Below are 24,812 nucleotides of genomic sequence, written 5' to 3'. Positions count from 1 at the left end.
AAACAAGAAAAACCACAAGGGGATGAGCTTGAAAAAGAAGGATCGCCAAGTAAAAATTGAAAACACTGCGATTCGCAGTGTTTTATTTATTATTAGCTTTTAATGTATAGTTTTCTGATACATTGACTTCCTCATCAATGAGTATATACGGATGTGTTCTCAGTAAGCTTTTTTGAAGATGCTCTGGCATCTTATCACCTTCATACGCACATATCAGCGGGAATGCAAGTTCATTCACTGCGCCATCCACGATTCTCTCAAGGTCTTCGATTAGATGGAGAGGATCTTCCATGGTCCCCCATTCAACATGTGCCCACGAACGAAAAGGCTTGTTGTTATCTACATAAGGTTTAACGGTTTTGAAGAAGTAATCAACAATTGCAGGCGGATGATAACTACCGCTTGAATAATAAAAGTCAAAATTATTTACATGATGAACAAGCTTCATTTGTTCAGGTTTTAATCTTATGGCCAGTTCTTGTTTAAGCATGCGATAGATTCTTTCATTTTCAATAACTACAACATACTCTCCTAATGAAGTACCATCTTGAATAAAATCCACAATTTTTTCAGTGTATTCTTTCATTCCATAATAAGAATAAAGTACATGAACATTCCTTTTTTGTTCGAACAACTCTTTCATATTCCCTATCAAAGTTATCACCATTCTCAAATATTAATTTATATTAGTTTACCTGTTTTAAAGAATAAAAGCTAAGAGAAAGAATATTCACGTTAACAAGTCTTTTGGATAGGTTACGGTAAGGTTTTACGCGTATCTTTTTAGGCAACTATAAGGGATAGAGCACAAATAGGTACAAAAATATTATATTATAAGGAATGATTTTATGAAAGCCGTTCAAGTGACAGGTTATGGAGATATAAATAAATTAGAAGTTGTTAATATAGACATACCGGAGCCAGGAGAAAATGAAGTTTTGATTCAGGTGAAAGCATGTGGTATCAATAATACGGAAATCTGGATGAGAGAAGGAGCATACGGTACAGGTTCTAAATCAGGTTGGCGACCAGAAGGGGTTCAATTTCCGAGAATACCAGGCTCAGATATTACAGGTACAGTTGTGAAAACAGGGAAACAAGTTGCATCTTCTATGATGGGAAAGAATGTTGTTCTGTTTCCTTTTACATCAAGTGGAGAAGAAGGATACGAACATATCTCTAATGATATGTCATTTATAGGGTCTGAGTATGACGGAGGGTATGCTGAATATGTGGTATGGCCAGCGGATCTTTGCTTTGATATGCCTTTAGAGAGTTTCACAGAAAGTGCGGTATTCTCTGTGAGCGGTTTAACCGCTTGGCACATGGTCGAACAGATCCAGGTTCAACCGAATGAAACCGTCCTCGTAACGGGTGCCAACGGTGGTGTGGGTTCACTGAATGTACAGATTGCCGCTAATGTATTTGGTGCTAAAGTTATCGCAGTGGTTGGTGACTTAACATTAGAAGGTAAACTAAAAGAACTCGGAGCAACACATGTTGTCTCATATAAATCAAGTGACCTTGCGCATGAAATCCAACAAATAAACGGGGGTCCGATTGACTCGGTTTTAGATGTGGTAGGTGACGCGTTGTTTCCAATCGCCCTTCAAGCCTTAAAAAACGGAGGCAAGTTCTGTATTTCAGGATCTGCCGGCGGACAAAAAACAGAGCTTGATTTTAGAACCTTATATTTAAAGCATATAACACTATACGGTTCTGTTTTAGGAACAAAGGCAGAATTTGCTCGAATGTTAGATGCAATTTCTCAAGGTAAAATTAAACCCGTTATAGATCGAACGTTTCCTCTTCAAGAGGCAAGAGAAGCTCAAACATATTTCAAGAAAGCAGGAAAGTTAGGAAAGATTGTATTAATTCCGTAGGAAGATGTGTTCATATTAAAAGTAAAGAAATGGCTACCAAATTTGGTAGCCATTTTTTCATTTAACTTGAGAGTTTAACTCGATCTTTCAAATCATGATCTTTATTTTGAATCAAGGTACAGATTAAGTAATACACTCCCGGCACTGCAATTATCACACCGATAAAAAAGTATGTCATACGAGTATCTATGTCTAAGTAACTGTTAGAAGCGAACAAGATTCCGAGTGGCATGGTGATACGAAGAAAAAGTAACCTTACTGCGCTTAATTGTGATAATCGATCTCGAGGAGCATTTCGTTGAAAAAGAGCAGCGCTTTGGGCATTGAACAGCGGAAATAAGAGTCCTCCTAAGAATTCGCATCCCCAAGCGATATAAACAGAAGGAGCGAAGTACAATGCGATAAAAGACAACCCTCCTCCTACAAGGCCGACATACATGGTTTTGTTGTTCTTAGGTAACTTTGTAAGAAGCAGCATGCCAAGCGCATATCCAATCGGAAACATTCCCGCAAAAATCGCATATTCCCAAGCTTCCCCGGTCAAATCTTCTCTAATAAAAGGCACGTTTATTACCAAAGTGGCTCCCACTGCAAATTGCACAGTTGATGATAACAGAGTTAGTCTTAGTAGCTGTGGAAATTGAAGGAAAGTACGATGCCCAATTTTTGTTTCTTCCCACCAGAACTTTTTTGACCATGTCGCTACTCTTTTTGTGCTTACTTGAGGAATTTGAGAAAGCGATATGGAACTCAATAAAAACATAAGGCTAGATAATCCGTAGATGGTATACAGAGGACTGACTAAAAGAAGTAGGGATGTAACGCCTGGTGCGATAAAACTCATGACGCGCATGGTTCCATCGAGTAAGCTGTTGGCAGAAACTAATTCTTTTTCTTCACAAAGATCCGGTAATAATGCGAAAGAAAGACTAGCGTATATCGGTTGCAAAAGTCCCAACACACATTGCAGCACAACTAGTCCAGCTATCGTACCAATTTCTGTACCACTTATATATCCAATCATAGGAAGGATATATGCAATTGAGCGGACCCGTTGAATATTTTTAAGCATTCGTTCTTTGATAACGTGATTTAAGAACGGGGCACTAATCCCTTGCAGAATTAAGGAAGGAAGAAAATAAAGAAGCCAAAGTGCTCCCATCCACTCTTTGGAACCTGTTATCTCGAACAAAAGAAGTCCGTTTATGATTCCACCAGCAACCCCTCCGAATTCGGAGATGATTTCACCAATCCAGAGGGCCTTAAATGGTTTAGAAAATGAGTTATTCTGCATTTGTGTTTTCTACCAAATAGTGATGAAGTTCGTTGGAGAACGAACGAATATAGTGTGTATTAGCGGAATAAATGCCCTTTTCAACTTTAACAAATTTAGCAGCTTTTAGAAGTGAAAGCTGGTGATGTAGCGTTGTTTTAGACACGTTGAACTGCAAGGTTAGTTCTTGAAGAGATAGTGGTCCACTTACTAGTTGGTAGAGGAGTTTTAAGCGAAGTTCGTCCCCTAGCGCTTTATGTCCCCGTACAAGCTCGTTAGAAGGAGAACCTGGCTCTAACAGCGCTTCATCACTTAATGGATAGAAGATGAGTTTTGTATCCGATGTTTTTTGTTCAAGGATCCAAGGTCTGTAAGAGATGTGTGGGATGAGTTTTATGTTCCAAACAGAAGGTTCTGGTACATATTTTGCTCCTTTTGTAATACGTTCAATTTCTTCTAATGGTTTTTGGTTATCAAGAAGACCATGCCGTTTCTTTTCAAATGAGAGAGCTTGCATCCATTTTTCCCAATCGATATCTTGACTCATCCAGTTGTACCACTCTGAAAGTGTATCTGCCAGTAAGGTATGTAACTCGTCACGGCTTAAATCACTGAGTGATCGAATGTAACCCTCTAGATAGTCGTGATCTTTAAAAAGTAACGCATAATGATAGAAAGCGTCAGGCTGCTCATACCTTTTTGATGTCTCAATTCTATGTGACTCATGAGAACGATTTTTATAAGGTAAGAGCGTTTTATAAAAAGAGTCTGGTGGCAATGTAGAGATTTTTTGCGAAAATTCTTTAATGGTAGAAGCTGAAACTTTGTTCTGTAACATAATTATTCCGAACCACAAGTTTGTTTTATTAATTTTGTCTAAGTTGTTTCTTAATGAAGCAGGCATGAGGGACATTCGCTGAGTCCACTGTTCATCTTGTTCGAACGTGTGTCGTAATTTTTCGTATGTATAACCTGCAATCCCTAATGCTAACTCCCATATCAGTGAACTTTCAATTGATATAGAAACAGTTTCCTGAGAGTGAGAAGAATATATATTTTTCATGTGTACCTCCCTAAATTTAATGAATGTAATTTTATTCTAAATTAACTGAATGACAAATTCAATATATTTAGAATTTTTATTCATCATTAATTTGAATAATCAAAAATCTCTAATTAACCTCATGCTATGTGCTAAAATTAGGAAAAAAGGGGTCTAAGGCTATGTTTGTTTATAAAATTGACGATGAGCTATCTCTTCGTATGTTTAATGAAAAAGATGCTACAGAGTTCTTCCAACTAACGATTGAATCTAAAGAGTATTTAAAGGAATGGTTAGGCTGGTTAGACTATACGAATGAAGAAGAAGACTCCTTAGCTTTCATAAAAGCGACCTTAAAAGGGGTAAGTGAAACAGGTGGGTATCCGAAAACAACGGCGATCATCTATAAAGGAGCAATTGCTGGAATTATCGGGTTTAATGAAATTAATCGATTACATAAGATCGGTGTTATGGGCTATTGGCTCGGTCAACAGTTTCAAGGAAAAGGAATTATGATGAGAGCGTGCCAAGCTTATATAGCATATGGCTTTAATGAACTTGATCTTAATCGAATTGAAATACGAGTAGCTGAAGAAAATAAAAAAAGCCGTGTGATTCCTGAGAAACTAGGGTTTAAGGAAGAGGGCAAGATTCGCCAAGCAGAATGGATTTATGATCATTATGTTGATCATGTGATATATGGTCTATTGGCTGAAGAATGGAAACAAAATAACTAGGATGTTTAGGTAAGCTGACACGAGAAGGTTTTACAGACCTTTTTGCTGTCGGCTTTTTTTACTATTACGTAATTGTTACTTGAAAGTGCCTATCGTACTTCAAAGTGCGTACTTTTATTTTTGGGTATAGAGCGTATGATTTTAACCATAAAGGAATCTTTTCACATAGGAGGACACGACCAACAATGAATCCATTTAAAAATCATCGTTCTTACAATCGAATGTATAAAGAGGGTGAATTAACACTTGGACTACACATCCCTCTTGAAAATTATAGATTTGCTACACCGACGATGGAACAGCAAGTTGAATTGTCGCAGTTAGCTGAAAAATTAGGTTTTACAAGTTTATGGTTTCGTGATGTTCTGTTGGAAGATCCGAATTTTGGAGATCCAGCGGTAGGTCAGATATACGATATGATGATCTATATGACATATTTAGCAAGTCAGACGAAGGAAATTGCACTAGGAACAGCAGCTGCTGTACTACCATTAAGGCATCCGTTGCGTGTTGCTAAAGAGATCGCAACTTTGGATCAATTGTTCCCAGAACGTGTGTTGCTTGGCGTATCATCAGGTGATAGACGTGCTGATTTTTCTGCTTTAGGCGTATCGCACGAAACACGAGGGCAAGCGTTTGTGGAGGCTTTTCAATATCTTAACCAGGTCCTTTATAACGAATACCCAGAAATCCGTTCATCCCGGGGAATTGTGCAGGGAGCTAATCTTGTACCTAAGCCAACAAAACGAATTCCGACATTTATTACGGGCTATGCACAACAGGAAATGGAGTGGTTTGCAGAGCATGGAGATGGGTGGATGTACTATCCTCGCAGTCCCAAATATCAAGAAGTAACGATCAAGAGATGGAGAGAATTAGTAGAGCGTTACCATTCTGATACGTTCAAACCGTTCACTCAGCCGATGCATCTTGATCTAGCAGAAGATCCTAACGAAGGTCCACAACCGATTCGTTTAGGATTTAGAATCGGTCGCAATTCATTGATCGAGCTGTTGCAAGTGTATAGAGAGTCTGGAGTAAACCACTTGTTCTTTGCACTCTTTGATAGTAAAAGACCAGCGAAGGAAGTTATACAAGAACTAGGTGAAGAAGTGATACCGCATTTTCCAGCTTTAAAACTTTAAATCGTCAACAAAAAAGCCAAGCTTGCTGCTAGACGCAGAAGCTTGGCTTTTGTTTAGTAAAGAACGTCTTGAAGAAACTTTTCTAAAGTGTCAACATTTGTAATTCTTTTATTGCACTCATGACTGTCCGTACAAATGTAATTTCCGATTGCTTTATAATAGTCGGAAGAAGCGTTTGCTGGTTTAGATTTTGTTATCGCTGAGAATAATGCAACATCTGTAATTCCGTTACACAAAAAACAGATCCCCTTGTTTGATGGTGTATATCTACCTTGCACACCAACTAGCTTACCGTCTAAGTGATACACGATGAACATTTTATTCGTACCATTATCAACCCAGCCCAGATAACTAATCTTTTGAAAGTCAATCGTATTCAAATCAGGTACTTTCAGCTTCTTCACTTTCGGAAACAATTTCATGATCTGCTTATTAGTAGGGGTTGAAAATTCCTCAAGAAATGGTTCTAAGGATTGCAAGTATTTCTGAAACTCTTCTGATTTCCGTAAAGGTTCTAACCCCGCTATTAAATCTTTTTGTGATTCTTCCAGATCAGAAAAGGATTCAAGAATTTTTGATTGAGCGCTGTGTTGAACAGCTTCAATTACTTTTGGATCAGCACCATTATTACATGCACGCTGTAGTTGTATAACTTGTTGTTTTATGAGGTTGTACTGATGATTTCTAATGAATGGTTTACTCATTTTGTTCAGCTCCTTATTTTTTGTGAAAAAAGAAAACAAGGGGCAAAGCCATCATTAGAAACGAAGTCATACGCTCGGGCGACTGACGTTACCGATGTCTGCCCATACAAAGAATCGCCCCTAATGTTAGGCTTTGCATGAGCTGCTTATGATTCCGGCAAAATGATTTGCCATTTTTACCGACCTCCATTCAACAATAGTATAAGAAGAGGACGTCATTTGTGCAAACATAAAAAGACTGATCCGAATCTAGACATCGGACAGCCTTTTTCTTTAACTCATATTTCTTAAATAGTACCAAACCAAGTTAGTAAACGTTTGCGCTTGAGAAGAGATTGGTGATTCTTCAAAACTTTTTTGAAATGGCTTCAATAATGGTTGAAGAACAATCTTACGAATACGTTCACGTTGAAGTTCGCTCATGACCGCATCAAAAAGGTCTTGCTGTTCTTCGTTAAATGTAAAATCCTGCTGCAGTTGATGTGCGTGTGATAAAATATCATCTATTTTAACGTGTTTTTTATTTGCATTTGTATGGAGTAAATCAATAGCTGAAAGAGGGATGAGAACTGATTCGTTCATCATCATCTTCGGTACGATCAACTCAATATAAGAAAGAAGGGTATCAACGACATGCTCTAATGAGTAAGTCGTATTTGTAATTCGCATCGTAAATAACATATGATGCATCATGCCGAAGAATAGGATAGTCGCTTCAAACACATGCTCCCGCACTTCATCCCCTAAGATCTCGATAAAACGATTAGATATCCATTCCATCTCGTAAAACCGATGCTGCATAACGAGTTTTTTTAGGTCAGCCTCATTGGAAGAAAGAATCGCTTCAAAAAGTGGCTGAAGATTTCTTTCCTGGTTCAGCCGCATGATGATCACAATTTGTTCGATGAAAACGTCCCGATCACCTGTATCCCTGCCTATTTGAACGGCGATTCGCTGTTGACTTGCGTCATAACGCAGAAATTCCAAAATGTCCGCGATACAGTCACTTTTAGATGAGAAATAGTTATAGAACGTACCTTTAGATATATTTGCTTTATCAATGATTTCCTGTATAGAAGTCTGCTGAATGCCTTTTTCTATAAAGAGCTTTAATGCGGTGTCAGCAACTTTTCTTTTCCTGTTATTCATGTGCTCCTCCTATGTCCAACCCTTACAACTAGTATAAATTTCTTGAGGTGGAAACACAATGCTTTTAGACTGATGGTATAAAAGAGTTGATATTTTTATACTTAGGGTATAAACTTAATAAAGTTAAGTAATTATTTTAATAAAGAGGAGAAATGACATGGGGAATACAGATTCCACTTTACAACATAAAAAACCGCCCTATTTGATGCTTGCGATCTTGTTCGTTGGAGCGTTCGTAGCTTTCCTTAACAATTCATTGCTAAACGTAGCATTGCCAACCATCATGGTGGATTTAAATGTTAAAGATTATTCGACTGTTCAATGGTTAGTTACTGGTTTCATGCTTGTGAGCGGTGTTTTGATACCAGCTTCAGCTTTTTTAATTACTCGATTTTCAAATCGAATGTTGTTTATTACTGCGATGGCCATCTTTACAATCGGTACAGCGCTATCGGCTTTTGCTCCTAACTTTGGTGTATTATTAACCGGACGTATGGTGCAAGCGGTTGGTTCATCTGTAATGGGGCCAATCTTAATGAACGTTATGCTCGTTAGTTTTCCACGCGAAAAACGAGGCATTGCAATGGGAATCTTTGGTTTGGTTATGATCACTGCTCCTGCGATCGGACCAACCTTGTCAGGGTATATCGTAGAATATTACGACTGGCGTCTTCTTTTTGAAATGATTCTACCCCTAGCTATCCTGAGTTTATTATTTGCAGTATGGAAGCTTGAAAACGTGATGAAGCAGAACAAAAATGTTTCACTAGATTATCTTTCTCTCGTGTTGTCTAGTATCGGTTTTGGAGGCATTCTATATGGATGTAGTACAGCAAGTTCGGACGGATGGACGGATACAGTTGTTCTATCAACACTGATTATTGGTGGAATCGCGTTAGTTATCTTTATCCTACGACAACTAAAGTTAGATGAACCGTTGTTGAACATTCGAGTGTATAAGTATCCAATGTTTGCTCTTGCTTCTGTCATTGCGATCGTTAATGCGGTTGCCATGTTCTCAGGGATGATTTTAACACCAGCTTACGTGCAAAGCGTGCGAGGCATATCGCCACTAGATTCTGGGCTGATGATGCTGCCTGGAGCTATTATTATGGGTATTATGTCTCCGATTACAGGTAAGCTTTTCGATAAATTTGGACCGCGTGCTTTAGCGGTAGTTGGTCTTTCAATCACAGCGGTTTCGACTTATATGCTCGCTCACTTGCAAGCTGATTCGGCTTACTCTTATATCATCATGATTTATTCTATGCGTATGTTTGGATTGTCGATGGTTATGATGCCGATAATGACAAATGGACTTAATCAGCTTCCAACGAGCCTAAATCCGCACGGTACTGCCGTTAATAATACTGCGCAGCAAGTATCCGGTTCTATCGGTACAGCAATCCTGGTTACAATTATGAACACTGTTACGAAAACAGAAGCAAAAAGCTTAATGAACGGAGTAGATCCAGCGACGATTACGGAAGCATCAACCGCTGCTTTAACACAGCAAGCGCTTCTGTCTGGTATTCAATACTCATTCTTTGTTGCGTTCGGAATCAACATTGTTGCGTTAGTGCTAGCCTTTTTCGTTAAACGCGTAGATACGAGTGCTGAAGCGGTAAATAAGATTGAAAAAGAAAACAAAACATCAACAAAATCAGTTACTGCATAAAATAATGAAAGTTAAAACCGATCCTTTGGGTATATTTTAGACCCAAAGGATCGGTTTTTTTCTATTTGATTAAGGTTTAAGTTCAGATCTTAGTCGGTGAACACTTATTCTCCCATGTTAAGTAAGGGTTCAGGTGGAAGTGCAGTGATCTCAGGTGGAAAGGGCGACTCTACCGGTGAAAGTGAAGTGTTTACCGGTGCTCACAATCAATACTTAGGTGATTACATTCCATTTATCGGTGAACGTGTAACAAATATAAAAACACGTACCGTAAAACACTTAAAATCCATAAATGATGTGTAGGATCTACAGTTAATTGGGTACAGTAATAAGCAGATTGATTTACATCGTCTAAAAATAGGAGTAAGGTCTTAACTAATCTTTTGTAAGTAAAAGGAGTGGAAATGAAGATGAATAAAATGAACACCGATTTTTCAAATATATATATTAACGGTGAATGGAGAAAAGGAAGCAGTGATAGCTTCATGAAAAACACAAATCCATTTACGGAAGAAGAACTTGTTACCATTCAAGCTGCAACGAAAGAAGACTTGGATGAAGCTTATGAGGCAGCGAGAATCGCTCAAGCTGAATGGGCAAACGAACTTCCACAAAACAAGCGAGCTGTTTTAGAAAATGTAGCTGCCGTTATGCAAGAGAATGAGGAATTTATCCTTGATTGGATCATTAAAGAATCAGGAAGCACGTATATGAAAGCAATCTCTGAATTTCGAGCTTCTATCAATATCTTAAAAGAATCAACAACATACCCTTATCGTATGGAAGGAAAAATACTTCCTTCTCAAACAGCAGGCAAGGAAAACAGAGTATACCGTAATCCGTTAGGGGTAATTGGAATCATTAGTCCTTGGAATTTCCCGTTCCATCTCGCTATTCGATCCATCGCTCCTGCCATTGCGACTGGAAATGCTGTAGTTATTAAACCAGCTACTGACACCCCGGTTACAGGTGGATTAATCTTTGCGAGCATCTTTGAAGCGGCTGGACTTCCAAAAGGGCTGATCAACGTTATCGTAGGACGCGGTTCAGAAATTGGAGATGAGATCGTCACACATCCAACTCCTCGTCTGATCTCGTTTACAGGTTCAACAGAAGTAGGTAGACATATCGGAGAACTTGCTGGTAAGAACTTAAAGAAATCTGCTCTTGAATTAGGCGGAAATAACGTATTTATTGCGTTAAAAGAAGCAGATATTGATCAAGCAGTAGATTCAGCCCTGTTTGGAAAGTTCTATCACCAAGGGCAAATTTGTATGGCGATCAATCGAATCTTTGTTCATCAAGACATTTATGAAGAATTCGCAGAAACTTTTGTTAAACGAGCAAAAAATCTTAAATTTGGCGACCCATCCAAAAAAGATACGAACGTTGGTCCATTAATTAACAGAGATCAAGTAGATCGAATTTTAAAGGATATTGAAGCAAGTGTTTCACAAGGTGCGAAGATTCGCGTTGGTGGAGATGCAGAAGGCAATGTTTTAGAACCAACCGTAATAACAGATGTGAACAATGAAATGCCATTAGCGAAGAATGAAATCTTTGGACCAGTAGCTATACTAATACCATTTGAAAAAGATGAAGACGTGGTTCAAATGGCAAATGCTTACCCGTACGGACTAAGTGGAGCCGTTCATTCTAAGGATATCGAACATGCAACAGATATAGCTCACGAAATTCATACTGGTATGATTCACATTAACGACCAATCTGTTAACGACGAACCTCACATGCCATTTGGAGGAGAAAAAGATTCAGGACTCGGCCGATTTAATGGCGAGTGGGTGTTAGAAGAATTCACTACCTTAAAGTGGTTATCTGTACAACGCACGCCAAGAAATTATGGGCCTTTCATTAGCCAATTAAAGTAATTAAGTACAAAAAGCATCCGGATGACTTCATTCGGATGCTTTCTTTTGTTAATGAATCAATCTTATGATGTTTTTAGAAATGAGTAAAAACTCAACTTATTTTTACCAGTGTTCTTGGAAATGTATAATGCCTCATCTGCATACTCAAGTATTGTTTGTGGTGAAACGTCCTTAGCTATCCATTCAGCTGATCCCATGCTGCACCCAATGTTTATAGAATGATCCTGAATATGAAATGGTTGGTTAAGAGTGTCTATGAGGAATTGTGAGATCTCGGTTATTTCATTCAGATAATTATCCTGAATGCGCAAAACGACTACAAATTCATCTCCACCTAAACGTGCTGCGAAATGTTCCTTCTTTATTAATGAATTAATGATCCGCTTACCTACCTCTATTAATAGTAGATCTCCCACATGATGTCCGTGTGTATCATTGATTGATTTAAAACCATCCAAATCGATATAAAGCACCCCATAGCTGCCATTAGAAGAATCGAAGCGAACTGAATTCATGTACTCTAAAAGAGCTAACCGATTCGGCATACTTGTCAGAAAGTCCGTATGTGCCATGTTCTCCATTTTGTCTAACTGTTTTTCTGTTTGCTTTAATGATGAGATTAAGCTTCTAAATGAAGAACTTAGAACTTCTATATCTTTGATTCCGCGCAACAAAGGAATCTCGACAATCTCACCATCTTTCAACTTATCAGCAGAGATAGCCAAGTCAAAAAGGGGACGAGAAACTCTCTTTGTGATAAACCATCCAATAACAGCCATAAAAAGAGAAATAACAATCCCACAGACTAAAATGAACGTTTGCAGATATTGAACAGATGCATACGCCGCTTGTTCTGATTGACGTATAACAACTGTCCAGCCTAGTCCGGGATAATTCTCATACCCGTCGCCATAAGCATAGCCTGTTACATAATTTTTTCCATCTGGCCAACGAACAAAATTCCACTCGTTTTTCTTTCCTTGATCATCAAGGTCACCTATCATTAGTTTTTTTCCTAAATCATTTTTATTACCTAGGAGTACTGTATCTTCTTTACTGATTATGTATACTTCAACATCTTTTTTCTTTTCTTTTATGGGCTTTAGAATAGCCGCTTCCACTTCTTTAGACCACTCCCAGCTGAGATGGGCGGCTAACACACCTTGGAAAACACCGTTTTTATCCCTTAATGGGGTACTGATATCAACTAATTGTAAGGGTGAACCATCCTTGGTTGGAATCAGTTTGGATAACAAAAGTGCATCATGAACATCACCGATAAAAGGCTGTTCAGTTGCATTTTGAAAAACAGGTCGAGCAGATATATCATGGTTTAAAAGCAGTTTCTTTGTTGAAGCTTGAATGAATCCCTTTTGATTCGTTATTCCCACCCATGAGAAGGAAGGGATTTTATTTTGAAGCTGATCGATCAGAAATTGTGCTTCATCTATTCTTCTTGGATCTTTGAGAACTTCCTGTTCACTTAAAACTTGTAGTTCCTGATATCTGGACCACATGAAAGAATCAAGGTTGTGAGATAGTTGAAAAGCTGAAGAAGCTAGAGAATTGCCTATTTCTTTTTCTAATAATTCACTGGATTTATCACTGATAAAGATGCTAAGAAATAAGGATGTGGCTAATATGATTAATGAGATGCTAACAGAAAGATACGTTTGAATTTTGATAGACATACAAAATGACTCCTACTACAATTAAATTTTCTTCTAAAAGAACCATTTGTTATATCGGAAACAAGTGTACAAATGATTAGGAATCAATTAGATAAACAATGACATAAAGTTTTCAAACGAGAATTATGGAAGCTGATTATGCTACACTACGAGAACAAGTCATATACATTAAAGGTGATGAAGAGATGTTAATTAATGATAAGATACGTCAAGACCTATTTGCTGAAGTAGGGGGAATCCATGATGAGAATCTCAATCAAAAACCTTCGGAAAATGAATGGTCTATTAAGCAAATACTAGAACACTTATATTTAATGGAAGGTGGCATTGCAAAGAACATTAAGCATCAACTCCAAAATGGCAAAGTGGTTAACGCAGATATGAAGCCAATTGAAGCAACAATCAACAGAGATATTAAAGTAGATGCTCCAGAATTTGCAGTCCCAACTTCGGAATTTGCTTCTATTGAAGAATTAAAGATGAAATTGGCTGCAACTCATCAACTTTTATTAGAAATCGAGAACACGGCTGATGAAAAGGATTTAGAAGCGAAAGGCTTTCCCCATCCTATTTTCGGTGATATTAGTTTAAAGCAATGGATTCCATTTGTGGCCTATCATGAACAACGACACATTCTTCAAATCAAAGAAGTGAAAGAAAAGTTAAGTCTTTAAAATCGAATTAAAAACATTCGTACATTCTTCATTAAGGAGAATGTATTTTTTTTGGAACGAAGCAGCAGTGTTTATTGCTTCTGATCGAGCTAGTGCCATAACAGGTGCGGTTATCAATGTTACGTGCGGTTCGATCATGGATTGAATCTTTTATTGGGTTTTTATGTTAAAATTAACTCTATAGGAATATGAAAGCTAAAGGAGCATACAAGAATGTCCCATACAAATTGTGTAACATGGTCTCATGAGTAAACAAAGATGTTTATTCATGAAGTAATGCTTTATTTTATTGATTCTCTATGAATGATATCTTTGTTTACTTCCTTCTAATTTGAAGAAAAATAGAATGGAGAGATAACATGATACATTTAATCCCTTTAACAGAGCAAGAATTTCAGGAGTATCTGGCATTCATGATTTCTGATTACGCAAATGAGATCACGAATAACTTCAACTTAACATTTCAATCAGCAAAAGAAGAGTCAGAAATGATGATGAATGATCTGTGGAAAGATGGGTTGTTGACAGAAGGTCAGTACTTATATAACATCTTAGATCCCAAAACTCATGAAAAAGTAGGCATAGTCTGGTATGGGTTGGTACCGGATCTTAATCAAGCTTATGTGTATCATATTTTCATAGATGCTATCTATAGAAGAAAAGGATACGGTAAGAGAACATTAGAAAAACTCCAAAGTGTTTTAAAACAAAGAGGTATAGCTTCTATCGGTTTGAGTGTCTTTGGAAAGAACGAAGCTGCTTATCAGTTGTATAAGAAGCTAGGGTATAAAAATACGAGACTTTCAATGGAATTAGTTCTATAAATTTTTATAAAAAACCAAACGAAAAGGTTAGGGTTAGATAACTCTAACCTTTTTTTGTATTTTTCAAAAGGACAGCTTCTTTAGAGAAGGAATTATATTCCAAAAGAGGAATATAGAAAAGTAAGAGGTGATTGTTATGAAAAAGATACTAAGCTTGTTACTATTAGTTATTTTGGCAGCTTGCAGTGATAAAGGAGCTGTAGAGAAGCTAAAAACGGACTATCCGAATGTAAAGAAAGAGATGGAGCAGTTGCCAACTGAGGTGCAAAAAAAGATGGCAGCTCCAGAAACTCTTCCTTTTCAGCCCAAGGACGTACAATTAACCTATGCCTCAGAACCGGTGGGAAATCCAAAGGGAGATATCTTACATACCGAATTCGTTTATGGTAATGAAGAAGGACTCGTTCTTCGTGTGACCACATTTCAGAACAAAAACACAAACTTTAATGATGAAGGTGAGAGGAAGACAACAAAATTAAAAGATGGAACTGAAGTTATCATAGAAAGAGAATCATCTGATGCTAAAGCCATTCGTTGGAGTAAAGATGATGTTAATTACGGGATGATGTTAATGGGTTCTAAGTTTGAGATGGAGGATCTGTTGAAATCAGCAAATTCGATGGACTATTAGGAGCTTATTTTGAAAGAAAAATATAGTTTAATATCATTATTCTTAAGTGCTTTGACAGTTACATTCTTTTTAATTATACAAATCTATGCCTATTCAATCGGATATTGGCGGTTGATCATGTGGGCAGGAGTACTAATGGCCATGTTTTTTGCATTTCTTTCTCCTAAGAACTTTGGTTTTCGAGGAATGGCGATTGCTGTCTCAATCATTCTTGCGGTCCCCCTTTTACTGTTGGAGATGGTGGGCTTTGCTTGGCGAAACGGTGGGTTTGGGAATTAACCGATTTTTATAGTTTGAGACTCCTATTTGCCGAAACTTTCCATCTCCTAATACGTAATTAACCGTATTACATAAAAATAGGGGTGGATAACATGGTTGAGATTAGTGTGAAAAAGATAGATAACAACTTTATTATTCGATGGCAACTATCGAGAGTGGAGATTCCAGCATCTGAGATCCTGAATGTGCACGTAGATGATACATATGGTGGAGAAAAAAAGGCAGCTATCCGTATCGGATTACCATATGGGACGACAGATCGGGTGGTCATTGAAACTAAAAAACAAACGTATATTTTGTTTACTTCAAATCCTTCAGCCATTATGAAAAAACTTGGTGCTTAAACAAGATAGGAATAAACAAAGCTCGGATATCTATGATCCGAGCTTTGTTTATTTCTTACATCTTAAATTTTTCTGTCAATTTCTTTAAGTTTTCTGTCATCTCATTTAACATTGTGATCGATTCTGACATTTTTGTAATTTGGCTATTTTGTCTAGCTGTTATGGAGGCTACATTTTGAGTGCCAGCAGCAGCTAATTCAGCAATTTTTGCGGTTTCTACTGCTGAGGCAGAGACTTCCTCAGATGAAGCAGACATTTCTTCAGTTGTAGTAGAGACCTCTTGGATTTGTGTAGCTACGCCTTCTATGGAGGATAAAATGACCGCGAATACTTCTTCAGTTTGTATCATTTCTTGCATGCCTTTATTTACTTCCTCTAAGACAACTGCCATCTCATCTGCCGTTTGATTGGTATCCTTATCAATTTGTTGAATGAACTTGCTAATCGTTTCTGTGGATTTTGTTGATTGGTCTGCTAACTTTCGAACTTCTTCAGCTACAACAGCAAAACCCTTACCCGCGTCTCCTGCATGAGCAGCCTCGATTGCGGCATTTAATGCAAGAAGGTTCGTTTGGGATGCGATTCCTGATATGATTTCAATAATCTTAGCAATTTCTACAGAATGTGATTTTAAAGTCATAATTGACGACGAAGACTGATTGACAGAAGCGGATATATTCTTCATCTGACTAATGGCTTTTTGCATAGATTCGTTTCCTTGCGTAGCTTTATCTAAAGTTAGTTGTGATAGGTTTGAAGAATTGGAAGCTGATGCAGCAATATGCTGAACACCCGAAGTCATTTCTTCTAGAACATTCACACTTTCTTGGAGTGTTACGTGCTGAGTCAGAGAATCATTTGAAACTTGGTCCATCATACTAGCAATTTCTTCACTCGCTGCTTTTGTTTCATTTGCACTAACGTTTAAAAAATGGGTTGTTTCATTTAATTTATTTCCCATTTGGTTGATGGAGTGAATGATGTCTCTTAAATTTTTAAGCATATGGTTAAACGATGAAGCGAGTCTTCCGATTTCGTCTTCTCGATCCAAATCAACAATTACACTTAAATCTCCGTTTCCAACTTGCTCAGACTTATCAGAAAGCAGTTGAATCGGTCTAGTAATAGAGACGGTCACATAATAGATGATCATCAATCCAAATAGTAAAATTCCAGCCACAATGGCAATCATCTTTATTTGATTTTCAGATATGGCTGTATAGACGCTCGTTACGTCTTGATCAGATCCGATAATTCCTATCACTTCACCAGAGTCAGATTTTATTGGGATGTAAATGGAGACCATTCCACCATATTCTTCTGTAAAGCTGATATCGGTAGTTGTTATTCCTTCATCCAGCGCTCTTTTCATTGCTGGATAATCGTCAACACCTTTCTCTACTTCTCCTAGATCTGATGCATCTTTAGATCCTTTTGGCATACCGTCCACTACATAAGAATAGATGTACTTCTCACCTTTTTTTTCTCTTTTCATCGTATACAGATATGCGAGTCCGTTCAACTCTCGCTGTTCGTTCAGTTTGTTGCGCAATGTCCAGTAATAGTCTGTTTTTCCTGAATTTAAGATGTTTTCATACTTTTCGGGTTCAATTAAGTCTGCAGAACGTTTTACCGTCTCAAGGACTTGTTTGCTAACCGTCTCTTCAATTAAACTTTTAGTGGAATCGATCGATAAATAACCGATTAAAATACCCATTAGAACAATTAAACCTGAGAAAATAATCAACATTTTTAACTTTATACTTTTTCTCAACATGTTCGCCCCTTATTTCTTCAAATTATTCTTTTTTGCAACAACGTGTATATCGGAATAAAATAGGGAATTTTTACTAAGGAATAGAGTGAGTCTAAATTATTTTTTTAGTTTAGAATTGAAATCTTGAAAACAAGGGAAGCTTTTCATATGTTAAGGTGGAATTAGAAAATGAGGATTTAATCAAATTAAAGTGGGTGTACTTCTCATGACAAAAGAAACAGTTTGGAATTTAGAAAACAGCTATGCTGAACTACCAGATAAATTTTTCTCGATAATAGATACAAACCCAGTAGAATCCCCAAAATTAGTTGTGCTCAATGAATCAGTGGCAATATCACTGGGATTAAAGGTAGATCTTCTTCGTCAGGAAGATGCTTTAGAAGTCTTTGCAGGAAACATGCTTCCAAAAGGCGGTTCTTCTTTAGCACAAGCTTATGCAGGGCATCAGTTCGGATATTTTAATATGTTGGGTGATGGGCGAGCATTAATGGTAGGGGAACATATTACACCTGAGGGGAAACGTTTTGACATTCAACTAAAAGGATCAGGAAGAACTCCATATTCTAGAGGAGGAGACGGACGAGCAGCATTAGGTCCGATGCTTCGAGAATATATAATAAGTGAAGCGATGCATGCTTTAGGCGTTCCAACGACTCGAAGTCTTGCGGTTGTTACGACTGGTGAATCAATCATGCGTGAAACCGCACTTCCAGGTGCTATCATGACAAGGGTAGCTTCAAGCCATCTACGGGTAGGAACGTTTGAGTTCGCATCAAAATGGGGAACTCTCGATGAATTAAGAGCGTTAGCAGATTATAGCTTGAAGCGTCACTATCCTGAGGTGAAGTTTGACGGAAATCAATATTTAAATCTACTCAAAAAAGTGATTGAGCAACAGGCTTATTTAATTTCAAAATGGCAGCTCGTTGGTTTTATTCATGGCGTGATGAATACCGATAATATGACAATCAGCGGAGAAACGATTGATTATGGCCCGTGTGCGTTCATGGACAAATATGATCCACTGACTGTTTTTAGTTCAATCGATAGAGAAGGGCGATATGCATACGCCAATCAGCCTCGAATTGCTGGGTGGAACCTTGCGCGATTTGCTGAAACACTTTTGCCGCTGTTAGATGATGAACAGGAAAAAGCGGTTGAATTGGCACAAGAAGTTCTATATGGCTTTTCTGATCTGTATCATGCAAATTATTTTAGAGGAATGCGTTCAAAGCTTGGTTTATATAATGAAGAGAAAGAAGATCAATCTCTAATAGAAGAACTACTTTCACTCATGGCTCATCATAAAGCAGACTATACGAATACATTCCGTTCCTTAACGCTTGGCAACAAAGATTGTTCGGATCTTTTTGAAGCGGAAGATTTTAAGACTTGGCTCCAAAAGTGGGAAGAAAGAAAAACGAGACAACCAAAGTCCAAGGAAGAAACATTGCAGTTGATGCGAAACAACAATCCATCCATCATTCCGAGAAATCATAGAGTGGAAGAGGCTATTCAAGCGGCTGAAAATGGTGATTACAGCGTGCTAAAAAGACTTCATCATGTCTTATCGATGCCTTACGATTACCTACCAGAACAAGAAGAATACACGCAATTACCACCTGAAAAAGAAGGACCGTATCGAACCTTTTGTGGTACGTGAGCACATAAAAATAGATAAAGAACATATAGATAAAAAGCTGCTCAGAAAGAGTAGCTTTTTCTGATATCCATAATATCCCATGGAAAAAGAGGAAGGTATATTTCGTTGACTTTTTAGTTAATAAGGTGTACTATTTTTTATATTGTTTTCCACGATTGTATTGAAAAAGAAGTGAAAATAAACTAGAATAATAGATTGGTTACTGAAATTTTTGAGGTGAGAGAATGATTAACCGAAAACAATTATTGAACAAACATATGGGATTTTTCCTGCTTACAGTTGTTTTAGTTTGGATTAAATCTTATGCCGCGTATAAAACAGAATTTAATCTGGGAGTCGAAGGTGGATTTCAAGAATTCATCCTGTTTATCAACCCAATTGGCTCTGCACTCTTATTTGTAGGATTTGCCTTATTTGCAAAAGGTAGAAAATCGTACGTTTGGATGATTATGATCAATACTGCGATGACCTTAATGTTATTTGCAAATATGCTTTATTATCGCTTTTTCACAGACTTTATCACGCTACCAACTTTAACGCAGACAAAAAATGCTGGTACAATCGGAAACAGTATTGGAGCACTTTTCAATCCATATGACATTCTGTTCTTTCTAGATATCGTTGTACTCTTAGTATTAGTTTTAACAAAGAAAATTAATCCAGAACCAATCAAAGTAAAACGTAAAAGTATCTTAACGGTTGGTCTAGCTGCAGTTATTGCATTATCTGCCAACTTATTGTTAGCGGAAATGGATCGCCCACAATTGTTGACTAGAACGTTTGATCGAAACTATATTGTAAAATATTTAGGAATGTATAACTACACGCTCTATGATGCGGTACTAAGCTCGAAATCTTCCGCACAGCGTGCACTTGCAGATACAGATGATGTTACAGAAGTAGAGAACTATGTGAAGGCTAATTATGCTGAACCAAATCCAGAGTATTTCGGAAAAGCAAAGGGCATGAACGTTATCTACCTTCACTTAGAGTCACTGCAAAACTTTGCGATCAATTATAAATTGAACGGACAAGAAGTAACGCCGTTCTTAAACTCGTTAACACGAGATAAGAACACGTTGTATTTCAATAATTTCTACCACCAAACATCACAAGGAAAGACGGCAGATGCTGAGTTTATGATTGAAAATTCCTTGTATGGTTTACCACAAGGAACAGCCTTTACAACAAAAGGCGAGAACACTTACCAAGCAGCACCAGCCATCATGGAACAACAAGGTTATTCGACAGCTGTATTCCATGGTAACTACAAGTCGTTCTGGAATCGAGATGTGATCTATAAGCGCTTTGGTTATCAAAAATTCTTTGATGCAGAACATTATGATATGAACGAAGAAGATGTAGAGAATTATGGTCTAAAAGATAAACCGTTTTTTGAAGAATCAATGCCGATGTTAAAATCGTTAAAGCAGCCGTTCTATTCTAAATTCATTACTTTATCAAACCATTTCCCTTATCCGATTACAGAAGAGGAAGCAACGATTGAGCCCCATACAACAGGAGATGGAACGGTAGACCGTTATTTCCAAACGGCAAGATATATGGACGAAGCTCTTCAACAGTTCTTTACTGATTTGAAAGAAGCAGGACTATATGATAACACGATGGTCGTTATGTATGGTGACCATTATGGAATTGCTGAAACGCGTAATAAATCAATGGCAAAAGTACTCGGAAAAGAGATCACTCCTTTTGAGAACACACAACTTCAAAAGGTACCATTATTTATTCATGCACCAGGACTAAAAGGTGGAACGATTGACAAAGTTGGAGGTCAGATCGACATTCGTCCAACGCTTATGCATTTGTTAGGATTGGATACGAAAGAGTACATTCAATTCGGTACTGACTTGTTATCTAAAAATCATGATCAAGTACTTCCGTTACGTAACGGTGATTTTGTATCCCCTACTGTAACCGGAATTGATGGTAAATATTACGATTCTAAAACAGGGGAGCCTGTTAAGGAAACAAAAGAAATTAAAGCCATCGAAAAAGAAGCAGAGACGAAGTTGGATCTATCTGACCGTACCGTGTATGGTGACTTGCTACGTTTCCATAAGGTAAAAGGATTCAAGCCAGTTGATCCTTCTAAATATGATTACAACATCAAAGAAGAAGAAAAACCGAAGAGTGAAACAAACGAGTAATACAGAAAAGCCGTCCAGATCATTTGGACGGCTTTTTGTTAATTAAGATACAAAAAAACTCAACATGTATGGAATTTAGGATATTGAGGTTCATTGCTTAATCGTCTTAAATTTCTTCGAGTTTTTCACCCAATAGCTGAATATCGCGTACTAACTTTTTTTTATGCTTTTCACATTTGCAGTATTTATATTCTTCAAACAATCGGCCTAATTTTTTTATAATCTTTATCGCGATTTGGTCATCACACATCTTTTAAAACATCCTAATCTAGTTATATTATCCTATATAAGAGCGTAGCACATGATGATTAGCTAGGAAACCGTATGTTGTAAACTTTTTATTACATTTGATTAATAATTTAAAAAGTCATATGAAAAAAGGTGATGCAGGGAATTGAATGGAAATCAGATTCATCTTCATGTATTCAAATTAATCTTCTATTGAGATGCCATCTAATAAATAATCCCACGTTTCGTTATCAGTTATAGGATCCAACTGTATCAGAACATAGATAACACATACATGTTTCATGCCCCAATCTACTTCTGTAATTTGTTCCACCTTATTTGTAGGATAGATCATCAAAATATTGAATTCACCACTCACACATGTAGACAAAACCGTCTCTAATTGAAAGGATTCTGTTTTCAGTTGATCTTCGTCTATATCAATAACGGACCATTCATAAATAATAGGGCTAAACCACTCATACATTCTCTCTACACGTTGCTTGGTCGTACGTTTAAAGCTAAGATAGTTTAACATCAATGGTTGACCAGAAACAATAGGGAAATCATGAACGGAAATAACGTTAGAGCAAACTCAATCAAAGGGTAAAGCAGTCTTTCTTAGGGAATGTCTTCTAAGATGAATGCCAGGACCGCATTCACTTCCAAGACTAATGACTGCACTGTACGATTTTTTTATGTTTTGTAACCTCATATGTCCACCTCTTGTTTCAATAAATATCACTCTCTAAAAAAAACAACCCTCATCAAGAAGGTTGTTTCTTTTATTAATCGCTTACCGCAACCCCGGAGAAACTTTCTGGTCCTACACGGACAACGCCCACTAAACTGACGGAAACATAAGCTGAATATGTTTGTTGAATATCTGCAGGAGGATTAAAGTCAAGCGCGTTAAATGCGAAAGTCTGAGGCCCTAAGATGTTTAGGTCCATATTTTCACTCGCGGAATAAACGAGAGGAGAGTTAGGGCTTGTACCTCTTACGACTTGAATCGTTATGGTTGTTACAGCAGGAAGTAGAGGAAGCTGTAATGAAACCGCACCTTGTAAGAGTACTCTGATATTGGGGCCGGCACCAACAGTACCTAGACCAATTCTTCCAAACAATTGAGGTGCATTCGCCACAGTAAATGTTTGTGCAATTGAATTAGAATAACTTGCATTTTGACTTGTTCTTAAATCAAGAAATTTAGCCAAGAAATCACCTCCTGTCTTACAATATATGATTTTTGGTTAAAGTGGCTTGTACAACAGTACAAAAAAACAAAAAAATGAACGTCAAGTTGAAAATTTTTAAGTGGTGGTGAAAGGAATTCAATCCTTAATCGTCTAATACATGAGAGGCTCTAGAAGAGGGAGTGAAGCGATGAAAAAGGAAGAACGAATTAAAGATTGGTTTACTTTGTATCACAATGATATCTATAACTTTCTTATTTATTATTTAGGCACAAAAGACGTTGAAGATATGGTTCAAGAAGTATTTGTTAAAGGATTTATATGTATCGATCAATTCGAACAGCGTTCTGATCCGAAAACATGGCTTATTACTATTGCGAGGAATGTTGCGATTGATTATATGCGAAAAATGAAACGACAATATGCTCTTGTCGATCATTTAAGAAGTATTTTCTTTGAAAAAAGTAAACTTCCACAAGATTGTCTGCTAGAGGACGAACGAAAACAAAACTTATATAAAGCGATCAATGAGCTGAAGACTTCTTATCGAGATGTTGTGATTCTAAGAGGGATTTTAGATTTTAGCCCTGAAGAAACTTCTCGGATTTTGAGTTGGAAAATAGACAAAGTGAATCTTACTTATTATCGCTCTGTTCAATCTTTAAAGAAAAAGATTACGTCTGAAAAGTGGAGTGATTATATTGACGCGATTAACCGATGAAGAAATAATTCTGGAACTTAAAAATTTTAAATCATATAAGATGGATAGCAATCAGAAACAATCGATAGAAAACGAGTTAAACCGGTTGTCTTCTGAAAAAAGATCATCTACTATTTTTCGTTTTTACAAACCACTCTTAAGCGTCATTGTTCTTTTTTTTCTTTTAGTAAGCGGAAGTTATTTCGCTATAAATCAAGCAGAAGAAAAAACTATGGAATATACAACTGGGTCCGGGATATTCTTGCATGGTGATGAATCTTTTCAAATGAAGAACAGTGATGATTTTATTATGAAAAAAAACAAAGATGGGTCTGTATTCTTTATGGCTGACGGAAAAAAAGTTGGAGGGATTGAGCCGTTAACAGAAGATGAAAAACTTAAAAGTATTCAGACTCAAAATACGTTTATCAGTCAAGATTTAGAAGGATTTCGGTACTCAGGAACATATGGTCTAGATCATCAAAAAACAATGGATGTTGTACAAATTCACCATTATTACTTTAAGTCACCACATAGTAAGTTGAATTATCATGTTTACTTTTACACACCATTCTTTAGTGAGGTTTCGGCTGCAGACTTTGCTCATTCATTTAAGATCTATCACGATGATAAATTGCTTCAAGGTAGTAACGAAGATTGGACATTATCAACCGAATTTGCAACCCCCACCTTCGAAGTTTTATTAGGTGAGAAAGATAAAATTGGAATAGCTGGCCCGCAGTTGATAGCAGGTAAAACAGATAAGTTTCTATGGCATTTTTTTGGAGGGACGAATGAAGTCAGCATCTTAACTAGCGGAGACTTCAAAGTTATAGCAACGAACAAGAAAAGCGGTGAACCTGAAAGAGCTCTTGTTCAAAATTCTGGGTTGGTTTGGTCGTATAAATTTCAAAAAAACAGTCCATTGAGTCCTGTAGAAGAGGTGGGATCCATTCATTCTATTCCGGTAAATATGAAGTTCAGTAAGTCTGGGATTTATCGACTTGACACTTTTTTTGGAGGAAAAAGGTTCGGAAGTATCGTGGTTGAAGTCAAATAAGTCAAACCTTTTAGTGAAAAAAGGTTGGTGTAACTCCTGAATCATTGTATACTGATATGAAAAACTAAAGGCAG

The 24,812-nt window shown here is 37.2% G+C and carries 25 protein-coding genes; 15 read left to right on the top strand and 10 right to left on the bottom strand.

What is annotated here, in order from left to right:
- Positions 1-82: 82 nt before the first annotated feature.
- Positions 83-664, bottom strand: a complete 582-nt coding sequence (locus ACFS5O_RS18265; protein WP_379839671.1) for an MEDS domain-containing protein — start codon at positions 662-664, stop codon at positions 83-85.
- 184 nt (positions 665-848) lie between these two features.
- Here ACFS5O_RS18265 and ACFS5O_RS18260 point away from each other — a divergent pair, with 184 nt between their 5' ends.
- A complete protein-coding gene (locus ACFS5O_RS18260; protein WP_205725686.1) occupies positions 849-1,883 on the top strand; it encodes a zinc-binding dehydrogenase in 1,035 nt (344 codons plus the stop codon).
- Between the two features lie 61 nt (positions 1,884-1,944).
- Here ACFS5O_RS18260 and ACFS5O_RS18255 read toward each other — a convergent pair whose 3' ends face one another.
- Both ACFS5O_RS18255 and ACFS5O_RS18250 read right to left on the bottom strand, forming a co-directional pair.
- Positions 1,945-3,177, bottom strand: coding sequence for an MFS transporter (locus ACFS5O_RS18255; RefSeq protein ID WP_205725687.1), 1,233 nt, complete (start codon positions 3,175-3,177; stop codon positions 1,945-1,947).
- Entirely contained in the window at positions 3,167-4,219 is a 1,053-nt protein-coding gene (locus ACFS5O_RS18250) for an ArsR/SmtB family transcription factor (protein ID WP_205725688.1), read from the bottom strand. The genes ACFS5O_RS18255 and ACFS5O_RS18250 overlap by 11 nt, the downstream gene beginning before the upstream one ends.
- 161 nt (positions 4,220-4,380) lie before the next feature.
- On the opposite strand from ACFS5O_RS18250, the gene ACFS5O_RS18245 reads away from it, so the two are divergent.
- Both ACFS5O_RS18245 and ACFS5O_RS18240 read left to right on the top strand, forming a co-directional pair.
- Positions 4,381-4,935, top strand: a complete 555-nt coding sequence (locus tag ACFS5O_RS18245) for a GNAT family N-acetyltransferase (protein ID WP_205725689.1) — start codon at positions 4,381-4,383, stop codon at positions 4,933-4,935.
- Positions 4,936-5,120: 185 nt separating this feature from the next.
- Positions 5,121-6,080, top strand: a complete 960-nt coding sequence (locus ACFS5O_RS18240) for an LLM class oxidoreductase (protein WP_205725690.1) — start codon at positions 5,121-5,123, stop codon at positions 6,078-6,080.
- A gap of 53 nt (positions 6,081-6,133) precedes the next feature.
- On the opposite strand, the gene ACFS5O_RS18235 is transcribed toward ACFS5O_RS18240, so the two are convergent.
- Together ACFS5O_RS18235 and ACFS5O_RS18230 are read right to left on the bottom strand one after the other, a co-directional pair.
- Positions 6,134-6,784, bottom strand: coding sequence for a FusB/FusC family EF-G-binding protein (locus ACFS5O_RS18235; RefSeq protein ID WP_205725691.1), 651 nt, complete (start codon positions 6,782-6,784; stop codon positions 6,134-6,136).
- Between the two features lie 273 nt (positions 6,785-7,057).
- Positions 7,058-7,933, bottom strand: a complete 876-nt coding sequence (locus ACFS5O_RS18230) for a TetR/AcrR family transcriptional regulator (RefSeq protein WP_205725692.1) — start codon at positions 7,931-7,933, stop codon at positions 7,058-7,060.
- 157 nt (positions 7,934-8,090) lie between these two features.
- Between ACFS5O_RS18230 and ACFS5O_RS18225 the strand changes: the two genes are divergently transcribed.
- The 3 genes from ACFS5O_RS18225 to ACFS5O_RS18215 all read left to right on the top strand — a co-directional run bounded on the left by ACFS5O_RS18225 (position 8,091) and on the right by ACFS5O_RS18215 (position 11,500).
- Positions 8,091-9,611, top strand: coding sequence for a DHA2 family efflux MFS transporter permease subunit (locus ACFS5O_RS18225; protein WP_205725693.1), 1,521 nt, complete (start codon positions 8,091-8,093; stop codon positions 9,609-9,611).
- Positions 9,612-9,755: 144 nt separating this feature from the next.
- Positions 9,756-9,914, top strand: a complete 159-nt coding sequence (locus ACFS5O_RS18220) for a hypothetical protein (RefSeq protein WP_205725694.1) — start codon at positions 9,756-9,758, stop codon at positions 9,912-9,914.
- Positions 9,915-10,030: 116 nt separating this feature from the next.
- A complete protein-coding gene (locus ACFS5O_RS18215; protein ID WP_205727226.1) occupies positions 10,031-11,500 on the top strand; it encodes an aldehyde dehydrogenase family protein in 1,470 nt (489 codons plus the stop codon).
- A gap of 62 nt (positions 11,501-11,562) precedes the next feature.
- Here the strand turns inward: ACFS5O_RS18215 and ACFS5O_RS18210 are convergent, their stop codons facing one another.
- Complete coding sequence (locus ACFS5O_RS18210; protein ID WP_205725695.1) at positions 11,563-13,191, bottom strand: sensor domain-containing diguanylate cyclase; 1,629 nt, start codon at positions 13,189-13,191, stop codon at positions 11,563-11,565.
- A 185-nt stretch (positions 13,192-13,376) separates the two neighbouring features.
- Here ACFS5O_RS18210 and ACFS5O_RS18205 point away from each other — a divergent pair, with 185 nt between their 5' ends.
- From ACFS5O_RS18205 to ACFS5O_RS18185, 5 genes are all read left to right on the top strand, one after another.
- Positions 13,377-13,865: a DinB family protein gene (locus ACFS5O_RS18205; RefSeq protein WP_205725696.1), complete on the top strand. Its 489-nt coding sequence runs from the start codon at positions 13,377-13,379 to the stop codon at positions 13,863-13,865.
- A 359-nt stretch (positions 13,866-14,224) separates the two neighbouring features.
- The gene (locus ACFS5O_RS18200; RefSeq protein ID WP_205725697.1) at positions 14,225-14,689 is read left to right on the top strand and encodes a GNAT family N-acetyltransferase; all 465 of its coding nucleotides are present in this window, start codon (positions 14,225-14,227) and stop codon (positions 14,687-14,689) included.
- A gap of 136 nt (positions 14,690-14,825) precedes the next feature.
- Positions 14,826-15,320 (top strand): hypothetical protein, encoded by a 495-nt coding sequence (locus ACFS5O_RS18195; protein ID WP_205725698.1) that lies wholly within the window; start codon positions 14,826-14,828, stop codon positions 15,318-15,320.
- 9 nt (positions 15,321-15,329) lie between these two features.
- Positions 15,330-15,599 (top strand): hypothetical protein, encoded by a 270-nt coding sequence (locus tag ACFS5O_RS18190; protein WP_205725699.1) that lies wholly within the window; start codon positions 15,330-15,332, stop codon positions 15,597-15,599.
- Between the two features lie 92 nt (positions 15,600-15,691).
- Positions 15,692-15,943 carry a SunI/YnzG family protein gene (locus tag ACFS5O_RS18185; RefSeq protein ID WP_205725700.1) on the top strand — a complete coding sequence of 84 codons (252 nt, stop codon included), beginning with the start codon at positions 15,692-15,694 and terminating at the stop codon, positions 15,941-15,943.
- A 55-nt stretch (positions 15,944-15,998) separates the two neighbouring features.
- On the opposite strand, the gene ACFS5O_RS18180 is transcribed toward ACFS5O_RS18185, so the two are convergent.
- Positions 15,999-17,720, bottom strand: coding sequence for a methyl-accepting chemotaxis protein (locus tag ACFS5O_RS18180; RefSeq protein WP_379839541.1), 1,722 nt, complete (start codon positions 17,718-17,720; stop codon positions 15,999-16,001).
- A gap of 205 nt (positions 17,721-17,925) precedes the next feature.
- Here ACFS5O_RS18180 and ACFS5O_RS18175 point away from each other — a divergent pair, with 205 nt between their 5' ends.
- Together ACFS5O_RS18175 and ltaS are read left to right on the top strand one after the other, a co-directional pair.
- Positions 17,926-19,383 (top strand): protein adenylyltransferase SelO, encoded by a 1,458-nt coding sequence (locus ACFS5O_RS18175; protein WP_205725702.1) that lies wholly within the window; start codon positions 17,926-17,928, stop codon positions 19,381-19,383.
- Between the two features lie 224 nt (positions 19,384-19,607).
- Positions 19,608-21,554 (top strand): lipoteichoic acid synthase, encoded by a 1,947-nt coding sequence (ltaS, locus tag ACFS5O_RS18170; RefSeq protein WP_205725703.1) that lies wholly within the window; start codon positions 19,608-19,610, stop codon positions 21,552-21,554.
- A gap of 430 nt (positions 21,555-21,984) precedes the next feature.
- Here ltaS and ACFS5O_RS18165 read toward each other — a convergent pair whose 3' ends face one another.
- The 3 genes from ACFS5O_RS18165 to ACFS5O_RS18155 all read right to left on the bottom strand — a co-directional run bounded on the left by ACFS5O_RS18165 (position 21,985) and on the right by ACFS5O_RS18155 (position 22,999).
- Positions 21,985-22,320, bottom strand: coding sequence for a hypothetical protein (locus ACFS5O_RS18165; RefSeq protein ID WP_205725704.1), 336 nt, complete (start codon positions 22,318-22,320; stop codon positions 21,985-21,987).
- Positions 22,321-22,377: 57 nt separating this feature from the next.
- Complete coding sequence (locus tag ACFS5O_RS18160; protein ID WP_205725705.1) at positions 22,378-22,497, bottom strand: DUF1796 family putative cysteine peptidase; 120 nt, start codon at positions 22,495-22,497, stop codon at positions 22,378-22,380.
- 73 nt (positions 22,498-22,570) lie between these two features.
- The gene (locus ACFS5O_RS18155) at positions 22,571-22,999 is read right to left on the bottom strand and encodes a hypothetical protein (protein ID WP_205725706.1); all 429 of its coding nucleotides are present in this window, start codon (positions 22,997-22,999) and stop codon (positions 22,571-22,573) included.
- A 169-nt stretch (positions 23,000-23,168) separates the two neighbouring features.
- Here ACFS5O_RS18155 and ACFS5O_RS18150 point away from each other — a divergent pair, with 169 nt between their 5' ends.
- The gene (locus ACFS5O_RS18150; RefSeq protein WP_205725707.1) at positions 23,169-23,699 is read left to right on the top strand and encodes an RNA polymerase sigma factor; all 531 of its coding nucleotides are present in this window, start codon (positions 23,169-23,171) and stop codon (positions 23,697-23,699) included.
- On the top strand, positions 23,680-24,738 hold the full coding sequence (locus ACFS5O_RS18145) for a hypothetical protein (RefSeq protein WP_205725708.1): 1,059 nt from the start codon (positions 23,680-23,682) through the stop codon (positions 24,736-24,738). Before ACFS5O_RS18150 ends, ACFS5O_RS18145 begins: the two co-directional genes overlap by 20 nt.
- The last annotated feature ends 74 nt before the right edge of the window (positions 24,739-24,812 follow it).

The sequence above is a fragment of the Fictibacillus nanhaiensis genome (assembly GCF_042686385.1).
GTDB classification, from domain to species: domain Bacteria; phylum Bacillota; class Bacilli; order Bacillales; family Fictibacillaceae; genus Fictibacillus; species Fictibacillus nanhaiensis.
Note: the sequence above shows the minus strand (reverse complement) of the source record. Positions and strands in the feature narration are given on the sequence as shown.